This is a genomic window from Mesonia sediminis (assembly GCF_042684705.1).
Taxonomy (GTDB): domain Bacteria; phylum Bacteroidota; class Bacteroidia; order Flavobacteriales; family Flavobacteriaceae; genus Mesonia; species Mesonia sediminis.
In genome coordinates this window covers 778,192-790,395 of sequence record NZ_JBHULZ010000041.1, presented here as the reverse complement: position 1 = coordinate 790,395, position 12,204 = coordinate 778,192, and the positions used below count along the sequence as shown (strand labels likewise).

11 protein-coding genes are annotated in these 12,204 nt (G+C 40.5%); 5 read left to right on the top strand and 6 right to left on the bottom strand.

All coding sequences use genetic code 11. The features are described from left to right. Positions 1–34: 34 nt before the first annotated feature. The 6 genes from ACFSQ0_RS11605 to ACFSQ0_RS11580 form a co-directional block, all read right to left on the bottom strand. A complete protein-coding gene (locus ACFSQ0_RS11605; protein ID WP_006989959.1) occupies positions 35–256 on the bottom strand; it encodes a DUF2795 domain-containing protein in 222 nt (73 codons plus the stop codon). Positions 257–380: 124 nt separating this feature from the next. Further along, the gene (locus ACFSQ0_RS11600) at positions 381–959 is read right to left on the bottom strand and encodes a cob(I)yrinic acid a,c-diamide adenosyltransferase (protein ID WP_379048437.1); all 579 of its coding nucleotides are present in this window, start codon (positions 957–959) and stop codon (positions 381–383) included. 151 nt (positions 960–1,110) lie between these two features. Continuing rightward, positions 1,111–1,296, bottom strand: coding sequence for a hypothetical protein (locus tag ACFSQ0_RS11595; protein ID WP_379048435.1), 186 nt, complete (start codon positions 1,294–1,296; stop codon positions 1,111–1,113). Continuing rightward, positions 1,286–1,990 (bottom strand): ABC transporter ATP-binding protein, encoded by a 705-nt coding sequence (locus ACFSQ0_RS11590; RefSeq protein WP_379048433.1) that lies wholly within the window; start codon positions 1,988–1,990, stop codon positions 1,286–1,288. Before ACFSQ0_RS11590 ends, ACFSQ0_RS11595 begins: the two co-directional genes overlap by 11 nt. Positions 1,991–2,033: 43 nt before the next feature. Beyond that, positions 2,034–2,804 carry an O-methyltransferase gene (locus ACFSQ0_RS11585; RefSeq protein WP_379048431.1) on the bottom strand — a complete coding sequence of 257 codons (771 nt, stop codon included), beginning with the start codon at positions 2,802–2,804 and terminating at the stop codon, positions 2,034–2,036. A 36-nt stretch (positions 2,805–2,840) separates the two neighbouring features. Next, complete coding sequence (locus ACFSQ0_RS11580; protein ID WP_379048429.1) at positions 2,841–4,700, bottom strand: ABC-F family ATP-binding cassette domain-containing protein; 1,860 nt, start codon at positions 4,698–4,700, stop codon at positions 2,841–2,843. 112 nt (positions 4,701–4,812) lie between these two features. On the opposite strand from ACFSQ0_RS11580, the gene ACFSQ0_RS11575 reads away from it, so the two are divergent. From ACFSQ0_RS11575 to ACFSQ0_RS11555, 5 genes are all read left to right on the top strand, one after another. After that, positions 4,813–5,604 (top strand): polysaccharide biosynthesis/export family protein, encoded by a 792-nt coding sequence (locus tag ACFSQ0_RS11575; protein WP_379048427.1) that lies wholly within the window; start codon positions 4,813–4,815, stop codon positions 5,602–5,604. Then, positions 5,605–8,055 carry a GumC family protein gene (locus ACFSQ0_RS11570; protein ID WP_379048425.1) on the top strand — a complete coding sequence of 817 codons (2,451 nt, stop codon included), beginning with the start codon at positions 5,605–5,607 and terminating at the stop codon, positions 8,053–8,055. It begins immediately after the preceding gene. A 12-nt stretch (positions 8,056–8,067) separates the two neighbouring features. Continuing rightward, complete coding sequence (locus ACFSQ0_RS11565; RefSeq protein ID WP_379048423.1) at positions 8,068–9,354, top strand: nucleotide sugar dehydrogenase; 1,287 nt, start codon at positions 8,068–8,070, stop codon at positions 9,352–9,354. Between the two features lie 278 nt (positions 9,355–9,632). Further along, positions 9,633–10,616, top strand: coding sequence for an SDR family oxidoreductase (locus ACFSQ0_RS11560; protein ID WP_379048837.1), 984 nt, complete (start codon positions 9,633–9,635; stop codon positions 10,614–10,616). Then, positions 10,613–11,467 carry an ABC transporter permease gene (locus ACFSQ0_RS11555; RefSeq protein ID WP_379048421.1) on the top strand — a complete coding sequence of 285 codons (855 nt, stop codon included), beginning with the start codon at positions 10,613–10,615 and terminating at the stop codon, positions 11,465–11,467. The genes ACFSQ0_RS11560 and ACFSQ0_RS11555 overlap by 4 nt, the downstream gene beginning before the upstream one ends. Positions 11,468–12,204: the final 737 nt, after the last annotated feature.

Genomic DNA, 12,204 nt, shown 5'->3' with positions numbered 1-12,204 from the left:
CAGGGAGACTTTTTTCTAGTTATTTTGCTGATTTTTAATATTCATCTTCGTTCCAAAGGTAATCTTCATCGGTGGGGTAATCTGGCCAAATTTCCTCTATTGAATCATAAGAATCACCTTCATCTTCTATAGATTGTAAATTTTCAACCACCTCTAAAGGAGCTCCCGTTCTAATAGCATAATCTATCAATTCATCTTTGGTTGCCGGCCAAGGGGCATCACTTAAGTAGGATGCTAATTCTAAAGTCCAATACATCTGATACTCGTGTTTAATTTCTGCAAAAATAAATTTTTAATTGAATAATCCAAGAAAAAAATCTATTATTTTATTTTTTTGATTTATAAGAACTTGTGCTTCACAAATAAAGCTGGTTTTAAGCTTAATTTTCATCCTTCTTTGGAATCCACTTTATTTCGTCTACACCTAGATCATTTGTCAATTTTCGTGCCAGCACAAAAAGATAATCCGATAATCGGTTCAAATAACTCAAAATACTCGGATCAAAAGGTTCGAGTTCGTTTAAAGCGGCAGCCATGCGCTCGGCACGTCGGCAAACACAGCGTGCGATATGACAATATGACACGGTAGTATGGCCCCCTGGTAAAATGAAATGCGTCATCTGCGGGAGACGCTCATTCATCTGATCGATGCGTTCTTCTAAAAAGCTTATCTCTTGATCGTTGACTTTTTTAATGGCTAAACGCTCTTTGCCGTTTTTTAATTGGGCTTTTTGCGGATCGGTGGCTAATTCCGCGCCAAGCGTAAATAAATGATGCTGTATGGCAAATAGATCTTGTTTTGTATCCAGGTCGATATCTTGATCTTTGATTAAACCAATTTGGGCATTGAGTTCATCTACACTGCCGTAACTTTCTATGCGAATATGATGTTTGGGTACACGTGTTCCGCCAAATAGGGCAGTAGTACCTTGATCTCCTGTCTTGGTGTAAATTTTCATTTTCTTTTTTTGCCTACAAAGTAAGAAAGAAAAAGATAAATGTAGAATTTTTATATAATCAATTTAAATGTATTGAGAGATGAAGCCAAAATTTTAAAGGATGCGAATGACTCGGTTCAAATTGGTAGCCTAAACCATTTATAGTAATTCCTTATGCATTCTCTTTTTCCTTTTCTTCTCTTTTGGCTTTTAAACGCTCTTTAAATGCTCGCGTATTTCTGGGTTTACGCTTGCTTTTGTTGCGGTTGTTATTAGCGATTACGGCCAGAAATAATACCACTAGACCACCAAAAACAAGTAAGATTTGTGTGAGCGGAGAGAGATTCTCAAATTGCATAGCTTTTTGGCTTTTGTTTGATATCGGTTTCTATAAGACCATCGCGCAGACGAATAACCCTATGCGCGTGGGCTGCAATATCTTCTTCGTGAGTAACCAAAATTACCGTATTGCCAGCGGCATGAATCGCATCAAAAAGATGCATGATTTCTACAGAGGTTTTAGAATCCAAGTTTCCCGTAGGTTCATCGGCTAAGATAATAGAAGGCTTGTTTACCAAAGCACGCCCCACGGCTACTCTTTGGCGCTGTCCACCTGAAAGCTGATTGGGTTTATGGTCCATCCGATCGCCTAGCCCAACGTCTTGCAATACTTCGGCCGCCCGCTCGTTGCGTTCTTGTTTTGATTTGCCGGCATAAATCATAGGTAAAGCCACATTGTCTAAAGCTGTGGTTCGCGGAAGCAAATTAAAAGTTTGAAATACAAAGCCGATTTCTTTATTTCTAATCTCTGCTAACTCATCATCGCTGAGCTGCGAAACATCCTGCCCGTTTAATATGTACTTTCCGGCGGTAGGGGTATCTAAACAGCCTAGTAAATTCATCAAAGTTGATTTTCCTGATCCAGACGGCCCCATAATCGCAACGTATTCGCCTTTTTCAATAACCAGGTCTATGCCTTTTAAAACGTGTACGGTTTCTTGGCCAAGTTTAAAATCTCGGGTAATTTTAGTAATATCAATAACTTTATTCATACTTCTGCTTTCTGTTTTATAAGACGTTAGCACGGCAGCTTTGTTACATGCGAATGCTAAATTCTTCTCGAGCTTGCTCAGCTCTAAAAAATACCAAGCCCCAATAAAAACAATCTATGCTTACCCTTACCTCGGGATGCTTTTTAATCCGCTCCCAAGCGCGCTGCATACCAGCCGACCAGTAAATGTCGTCTATAATAAATACACTGTCGTTGTGTTTATGCGCCAACAAGGTACAAAAATACGCGTAAGTAGCCTGCTCATCATGGTGCCCATCTATAAATGCCAAATCAATTTTATCGGGTACTTGCTTTAAAGTATCTTTAAATAAGCCCAAATGCAACTGCCAATTGTTGCGTTGCATTTTTTGCATTTGGTTTTGGGCTAATTTTGCCGTGGCCTGGCAGGCTTCAAAGCTGTGTACTTGCGTGCCCGAATTAGCGGCCATCCCAATACTTCCCAAACCCAATGAAGTGCCCAATTCAACCGCTTGCTTGATATCAAAATAACGGCAAATTCTATAAAGCAGTTGACTGCGTTTAAGCGTACTACCCGCTTGCTTAGCAATAGCACTTACCTTTCTTTTTTTATTAGGCGAAAATACCCGTGATCCTGCACCAAAATCTTTTACCTCAATCGCATGGTGATTACTACGCATAGCTTTATGATATGCCTTGATAAGCCGATAAGCCGCGTAGTCTTTTTTGTCGTATAAACATCGGGTTACCCAATCGTACACAAAGGGAGAGTGTACCCCGTGGGCATTGGTGCTTTTTAACCAAAATCTAGGATATGATTTTAACAAGTGATTCATATTCTATTTCTTTGTTTCCGCTTAAAGCGGATAGCTTTACTCCAGCTCCATACTCAGTTCAAACCAACGTTCGGTTTTTTCTTCCAATTCTTTTTCGAGCTGCTGCAGTGCAATAGATTTTTCTTTGATTTCTTCTTCGCTCAATTCTGTTAAAAAAGCCTGCTGCAACTGCTCTTTCTTTTTTTCTAATTGAGTGATTTCTTTTTCTAGACGCTTAAACAGCTTTTGATCGTTGTAAGATAATTTTTTAGCTTGCTTTTGTTCGGCGTAAGCTGCTTTGGCGCTGGAGTCTTTATCTGGCGTTGGTTCTGGGGTGCTACTGCTCTCGTAAGCGCGGTAATCGGAGTAGTTGCCGGGGAAATCTTCGATTTTTCCGCCTCCCTTAAATACCAATAAATGATCTACAATTTTATCCATAAAGTAACGGTCGTGCGAAACTACAATCAAGCAACCCGGATAATCTAATAAAAAGCTTTCGAGCACATTTAAGGTTACAATATCCAAATCATTGGTAGGCTCATCTAAAATCAAGAAATTAGGATTCTGTATGAGTACCGTACATAAATAAAGCCTTTTGCGCTCGCCTCCGCTTAATTTTTCTACATAGTCATACTGCTTTTTACGGTCGAATAAAAATCGCTCCAGCAATTGCGCTGCCGAAATTTGCCTTCCTTTTTTAAGCGGAATGTAATCGCCAAACTCGCGTATCACATCGATTACCTTTTGACCTTCTTTTATGGCAATTCCCTTCTGGGTGTAATAGCCAAATTTTATAGTTTCTCCTAGTGTGATTTTTCCCGCATCGGGCGTTAAAGCGCCGGTGACGATATTTAAAAAGGTAGATTTTCCTGTTCCGTTTTTACCGATGATGCCTACACGCTCTCCCGGCTGAAAGTTGTAGCTAAACTGGTCTAATAAAACTTTATCGTCATAGCTTTTACTCACCTTGTGCAACTCGACAATTTTATTACCCATACGCTCCATATTTATTTCGAGCTGTACTTGGTGGTCTTTACGACGTTGATGCGCTCTAGCCTTGATGTCGCTAAAATCGGCGATACGCGATTTCGATTTGGTGGTACGGGCTTTGGGTTGACGCCGCATCCAATCCAATTCTTTTTTATACAACTGCTTGGCTTTATCGGTATTGGTTTCTTCTAGCGCTACTCGTGCCTCTTTTTTATCGAGATAGTATGAGTAATTGCCTTTGTAGGTATAGAGGTTTCCGTTTTCTAATTCTATGATTTCATTACACACACGTTCTAAGAAATAACGATCGTGGGTAACCATAAACAGGGTGAAGTTTTCGCGCTTAAAAAAATCTTCTAACCACTCGATCATTTCTAGATCAAGGTGGTTGGTGGGCTCATCAAGAATCAATAAATCGGGACGGTCTAATAGCACCGTCGCCAATGCCAATCGTTTTTTTTGGCCTCCACTCAGGCTAGCAACCGGCTGGTCTAAGCGGTCTAATTTAAGCTGAGATAATATTTGCTTGTATTCGGTTTCAAAATCCCAAGCTTGTTGTGCTTCCATCTTTTCAAAGGCCGCTTGGTAAGCTTCGGTATCTTCGGGGTTTTTTAATGCTTTTTCGTAAGCGGCGATAATCCGTAAAGTCTCGTTATCGCTGCTAAAAATTGTTTGCTCTACACTTAAATTGGGGTCGAGTTGAGGTTCTTGTGGCAAAAATGCGGTTTTGATCGATTTTCTAAAAACCACCTGCCCCTCATCGGGTAATTCTTGCTGAGATAAAATATTGAGCAAAGAGGTTTTTCCTGTTCCATTTTTAGCGATTAAGGCTATTTTTTGTCCTTGGTTAATGCCAAAAGAAAGTCCGGTAAACAAGACCCGCTCTCCATAAGCTTTGGAGATATTTTCTATAGAAGCGTAATTCAAAACGTAAGATTTTTACACAAATAAACGAGAAATATTTGAGTTTACTTCTTTTGGGTTTTATTATTACTTGTTAAAACTTATATTTGTGGCTTATACAGCCTAATTTATGCCTATGAAATACAGCCAATTAATCGTCTTTTTATTGCTAATACTGGGATTGAGCTCGTGTATCAGTACGCAACGATTAACCTATTTGCAAGAAGAAAAAAGTCAAATAGACAGTTTGATGGCTGTGCGCAAGTTGCAACCGCCTTATCGCGTGCAAACCAATGATTTGTTGAGTATCCGTATCAAGGCACTCGATCAAGAATTGGTGGCGATGTTTAACCCCATAAACGATAGCGAAATTTCGGCTACTGGCGAAGAGCGTTTGTATTACGATGGTTTTCGAGTAGATGATCACGGGAATATTCGCGTTCCTACTTTAGGCGAAGTAAATGTACTCGGCTATACATTGGACGAGATTCGAGAGAAAATTGAGAAACGCTTGCTAGCCGATTACTTTAAAGAGGAGGCCAATATTTTTGTAACTGTAAAACTGGCTGGCGTTCGCTATACTACCATTGGTGAAATTGGTTCGGGTAGCCAGGTTATTTACAAAGATCAAGTTACCATTATGGAGGCCATTGCCAATGCAGGCGATATCGAAGTGACGGGAGACCGTACCGATGTGGTAATTTTACGTCAATATCCCGAAGGCCAAAAGGTACACCGCATCGACCTTACCAATCTCGATGCTATTCATTCTCCTTATTACTATATACAACCCAACGATTTGATTATTGTAAAACCGCTGCCGCAAAAGAGTCTAGGCTTTGGGGCCAACGGTTTAGAAACCTTTAGCGCCATAGCTTCTGTGGTTACTTTGTTTACTTCGATCATTTTATTGTCAACGCGTTTATAGATGGAAGAAGAATTTGCCCTACAAGAACAAGAACAAAATTTTGACTTTAAAGGCTTTGTCTTTAAAGTCTTTAGCTATTGGTATATTTTTGCCATTAGTATTGCTGTGGGTTTGGGAATTGCCTACTACATTAATGTACGCAAATTACCGGTTTATCAACTGAGTTCGCTTATCAGCATCAAAGACGATCAAAATCCGTTTTTCACCTCCAACACTAGCCTCACCTTTAATTGGGGCGGAACCTCCGATAAAGTAAGTACCGCCGTTACCACCTTAAAAACACGCTCGCATAACGAGCAGGTGGTTGAGGAGTTAAATTACTATGTCAATTACCTGCAAGAAGGTAAATACCAGCTCATCGATGCCTATGGCTCGGTGCCTTTTCAATTTGAAGTGGACACTAGCGCTTTTCAGGTTTTGTACACACCGCTTAAAGTTGTTTTTAAAGACGAAAAGCATTTTGAGCTCTCCTATAATTTAGAAGAAGCCGTTCAGGCTTCGGCAATGCGGTATAGCGATAAGAAATTGGGACAAGTAGGGCTTCCCGCAGGAGCTTTTAAAAAACAATACCAACTTAAGCAGCCTATCGAACTGCCTTTTTTAAAAGGCCGACTCTTGCCTAATGATATGCCTTTAATAATAGGTAAGCCCTATTATATCGAGTTACATAATTTTAATCAGGTGGTTAAAAACTACCAAAACATTCAAATTCGACCAGAAGAAAAAGGTTCTTCGGTATTGAGTCTCGCTTTACGCGGAAACAATAAAGCTAAAATTGTAGATTACCTCAATACCACCGCTGCCGTACTAAGCCGTAATATGCTTGATAGAAAAAACCTTTTTGCGACCAAAACCATTCGGTTTATCGATAGCAGTTTACAAAAACGTGCCGAAGAATTACGTGGGGTAGAAGACGAACTCAATGATTTTAGAAAGAACAATTCGATTATAGACATCACTGGCGAAGCGCAACAACTAAGAGACCGCCTAACCGTGCTCGATGAGCAAGAACAAGAATTAAGTCGCAAGCTAAACTATTTCAATACTTTAAAAGACTATTTGCAGTCGCGTACCGATTATTCTAATGTGCCCGCACCTAGTGTTTCGGGTATCGAAGAGCCAAGCATTTCAAGCGGAGTGGGGCGCATCGTGCAATTGTCTGAGCAGCGCAGCGCCTATGAATACGGCGCCAAAGCCAATAACCCCAAGTTTAAAGATATCGATAGGCAAATCAATGCTACCAAAGAGGTATTGCTAGAGAATATCGCCAGTTCAACCGGCTTGTTGCAAGACGAGATCAATTCCGTAAAGCGTACCATCAATCAGCTCGAAGCTAAAGTGCGCCAACTGCCGCAAGACGAGCAAGACCTGTTGAATATTCAACGCCGCTACACCATAAGCGAGCAAACCTATAACCTGTTTTTAAACAAACGCAACGAGGCCGGCTTAGTAAAAGCAGCCAATGTAAGCGATGTGCAGGTAATCGATGAGGCCAAAGATGTAGGCGGAGGAAAAATAGGACCCAATACTCAGCTTAATTATGTGATGGCCATTTTATTGGGTAGTGCCATACCGCTGGTGTTTGTTTTTATTCTTGTTTTCTTAGATAACAAGGTGAACAGCGTTAAAGATGTTGAAAAACTATCGCCTATTTCTATTTTGGGTATGGTGGGCAAAAGTCGTTTATCTTCCAATTTGGTGGTTTATCATAAATCTAAATCGGCTATAGCCGAGAGCTTTCGCGGATTGCGTACCAGTCTTCAATTTATCTACCGCCAAAGACAATTAAAAGGTTGTAAAACCGTGCTGGTGACCTCCTCGATTTCGGGAGAGGGTAAAACTTTTATATCTATGAACTTGGCCTCGGTATTTGCTATAAGCGGAAAGAAAACCTTATTGATGGGATTGGATTTACGTAAGCCTAAAATTTTTGACGATTTCGAAATCAATAACGATAAAGGGGTGGTCAATTATTTAATCAACCAAGATGGTATCGATGATATTATACAACAAACACGCTATGATAATTTAGATGTGATTACCTCGGGTGCGGTACCGCCTAACCCCTCTGAGTTATTGATGAAAGAAGAGATGGAAGACCTGATTCGACAACTCGAAAAGCGTTACGATTACATTATACTGGATACGCCACCTATCGGACTCGTTTCGGATGCTTTGAATCTGACTAAATTCTCAGATGCCAATTTATATATTGTACGTCAAAATTATACCCGTAAGGGAATGTTGAATGTAATCAACGAAAAATACAAATCGGGCGAGGTTAAGAACATCAGTTTTGTACTGAATTACTTCCAGCAAAAAGCCAAATACGGCTATGGTTATGGCTACGGCTATGGTTACGGTTACAGTTATGGCAACTATGGCAACGGTTACCACGAACCCGAAATCAAACGAAGCTGGTACAGCCGATTATTTAAAAACAAGAAATAAGATTATTGCACTATGAATAATTCTCCAAAAATTGCCATTATAGGCTTAGGATATGTAGGTTTACCCTTAGCGGTTGCCTTTGCTCAAAAATATAAGGTACTGGGGTTTGATATCAATACCCAACGTGTAAATGAGCTGCAAGGCGGTCACGACCACACCCTAGAAGTAAGTGATGAGTTGCTGCAAGAGGTGCTCCACCTGTCGGGTGATAAGGGGCTTAGCCTTAGTGCGCAAGCCGATGATTTGCACGACGCCCAAGTGTATATTGTTACGGTACCTACGCCTACCGATAAAAACCACCGCCCGGTACTTACTCCGCTAGAAAAAGCCAGTGAAACCATAGGCAAATACCTTAAAAAAGACGATGTGGTGATTTACGAATCTACTGTTTACCCAGGGGTAACCGAAGAGGTTTGTGTACCGATTTTAGAGCAAGTATCCGGGCTGAAGTTCAATAAAGATTTTTATGCCGGCTATTCTCCCGAGCGTATCAATCCGGGCGATAAAAAGCATACGGTAACCCAAATTCTAAAGGTGACCTCGGGTTCTACACCAGCGATTGCCCAAAGCATCGATCAATTATATGCTTCGGTAATCACCGCTGGCACGCACTTGGCGCCAAGTATTAAAGTGGCCGAAGCGGCAAAGGTGATCGAAAATTCACAACGCGATATCAATATTGCCTTTGTAAACGAATTGAGTAAAATCTTTAGACTACTCGATATCGATACCGATGCGGTTTTAGAAGCTGCCGCTACAAAATGGAATTTTATCAAATTCACTCCCGGTTTAGTAGGCGGGCACTGCATTGGAGTAGACCCTTATTATTTGGCACAACGCGCTCAAGAAGCCGGTTATAATCCTGAAATTATTTTGGCGGGAAGGCGTATGAATGATGGGATGGGACGCTATGTGGCCCAAGAAGTGATAAAACTAATGGTAAAAAAAGAAGCCCAGATCAAAGGCGGAAACGCTTTGGTTTTAGGAATTACTTTTAAAGAAAATTGTCCCGATGTGCGCAATACCAAGGCCATTGATGTGATTGAAGAATTAAAAACATACAACTTAAATGTTGACGTGTGCGACCCTTGGGCCAACCCCGATGAGGTGAAAAGTATTTTTGGTATTAATCTCATTGGCGATTGCAATAAGCTCGACAAAAAATACGATACGGTAGTTTTGTGTGTAAGTCATAACGAGTTTTTAACAATGGATTTAAACCGACTTAAAAAGCCAGAAACCGTGGTTTTTGACGTAAAGTCTTGCTTACCCCTTGATCATATCGATGCGCGTTTATAAATTCACGCATGCTTATCGGGTTAAAGTACAAATGAAAAAGAAAAATTAATATGCCTAATTGGTCAACAATTCCCCCTTTAAGGGGGATTTTTGTTGGGTTTATTCCGTAAAGCATAGTGTAAAATACCTGCATAGGTGAGTAGCAGTATTATTATTAAATTGCCACAGCAAAGCAATAGTTTTGGCAAAGTTAAGGAGCAAAGAAAAGACATTGCATCTCTGAGCATTAAACAGAAAAAACTATATTTGCAAGCAAAGACAAACGCGCAGCACACATGATGTATTCAGAAGCCTTTCATAAAGGAGATTTAGGAGAGTATTCATTTTTAGTCACAGGAGGAGCAGGTTTTATAGGTTCTAATTTAGTGGAATACCTACTCACCCACGGAGCTAAAAAAGTTCGGGTTTTAGATAACCTTTCTAATGGTTATTATGCCAATATTCAGGAATTTGAAGACTTGCCTAACTTTGAATTTATCGAAGGTGATATCAGAGATTTAGCTACCTGTCAAAAAGCCATGCAAGGTATAGACTATGTGAGTCACCAAGCGGCTTTGGGCTCGGTTCCGCGTTCAATAGATGACCCGGTGACTTCAAATGAGGTGAATGTAAGTGGTTTTCTTAATATGTTGGTCGCTCAAAAAGAAAGTACTTCCGTAAAGCGATTGGTATATGCCGCCTCGAGTTCAACTTATGGTGACTCTAAAGCTTTACCCAAAGTAGAGGCTACTATCGGGAAACCCTTATCGCCTTATGCGGTAACCAAATATGTAAATGAATTGTATGCCGATGTGTTTGCTAAAACTTATGGCACTCAACTTATAGGATTGCGTTATTTTAATGTCTTCGGACCCAAACAGAGTCCGAATGGCGCTTATGCAGCAGTGATCCCCCTATTTATGCAAGCCTTAAAAGAAGAAAAAGCGCCCACCATCAATGGCGATGGAGAACAAACCCGAGATTTTACTTTTGTAGCCAATGCGGTGCAAGCCAATATCAAAGCCATGTTTGCGCCCGATGAGGCGGCCAATGAGGTATATAATGTAGCGGTAGGCGAACGTATTAGCCTAAATAAGTTATGGGAGAGTTTAAAGGATACTTCTGGGAAAAAGGTGGAAGCTCAATACGGTGCGCCAAGAAAAGGAGATGTGCGCGACAGTTTAGCCGATATTACCAAAGCTAAAACCCAAATGGGATATAGTCCTAAAGTGCGTGTAGATGAAGGTTTGGCCATTACTTGGGAAAAGTTTATAAAGGCATGAAACAAGAAAACTGGTTGTATGAAATAAGTCCGCGTAAAAAACTCATCGATCTTAATATTCGGGAGATTTGGCGCTACCGCGATTTGCTGATTTTGTTTGTAAAACGCGATATTGTAACGCTTTATAAACAAACCATCTTAGGGCCTTTATGGTATATCATACAGCCGCTTTTTACTTCGGTAATTTTAACCCTGATCTTCAATAATGTGGCGGGCGTAACTACCGGAGCCATCCCCTCATTTTTATTTAACCTGGCGGGGATTACGGCGTGGAATTATTTTAAAGATTGCCTTACGGGAACTTCCAATATTTTTCGTGGCAATGCAGCGATTTTTGGTAAGGTCTACTTTCCGCGGGCCATTATGCCTTTGAGTATTACCATTTCTAATTTATTAAAGTTTGGGATACAGCTGGGTATTTTCATAGGTTTTTACCTGTATTTTGTACTCACGGGAAAATCGATTGCTCCTAATGTTTACTTGTTTTTGTTCCCAGTTTATGTCCTGATGATGGCGCTGATGGGGCTCGGTTTGGGAATGACCATTTCGGCCTTTACCACCAAGTATCGCGATTTAACGGTATTGGTAGGCTTTGCTACCTCTTTACTGATGTACGTTTCGGCCGTGCCTTTTCCGTTGGCCAAAGCCAAAGAGAAATTACCAGAGCTAAGCTGGGCATTTGAGTACAACCCCATTACACAAATCATCGAAGGATTCCGTTTTATCAGTCTTGATTTTGGCGAATTTAGCTGGGGCGGATTGCTATATGCTTTGGTTTTCTCGGTATTAATATTTTTTATCGGCCTCATAATTTTTAACCGAACCGAGAAGAATTTTATCGATACGGTTTAACCGATTGGTTTTAAGCTAAATCATTTGAAGATACAGTTAGTAAACCCACCTTGTTACACTGAGTGCGGGTTTTTGGCGATAGGCAAACACCCGTGTATCGAAGCCCCGAATTCTCGGGACTCCCTTAAGGTCGTGCCAAGTAGGTAGTAGTTTAATACCTACCTTGTCATGTCGAGTTTCGGATTTTTGGGCGATAGAACAAAAATGCGAAGTATCGAGAACAAGTCGAAAAGTAGTGAATACTTTTATAATTCCACTTCATTCACTTCTCGATACAACCCAGCAAGTCCAACTACGGCATTAAAAATGCCTGTTGGCTAAGCTGGCCCACTCGAAGTGACAGGGCGTTTAATACCTGCCTTGTCACACCGAGTGAGGGTTTTTGACGATAGGCAAACACCCTTGTATCGAGGTGCAGTCGAAAAGTAGTGAATATCTTTATAGTTTCCATTAAAATACACTGCTAATCGAAAAACAAAGAAATCCATTTTTTAATCCTCTACTTTTTTCCATCGCCGAAAAAAGTAGCAAAAAAGTCTAGGCTTACGAAACTAGCGCTAAATTGTAAGTTTGCAAGCTAAATTTTAGGAACTCAACCGATTTCCAATCGGTCTCAAACAGCCTAAAATTTTTAACGCTTACTGCACTGTCAATTTTACGCGCTATTTTCGATAGGCCGGGTTAAAATAGTATTTCTAATTATCCTTTTTAGTAAAATAACACGCCTTGTCAGTTCG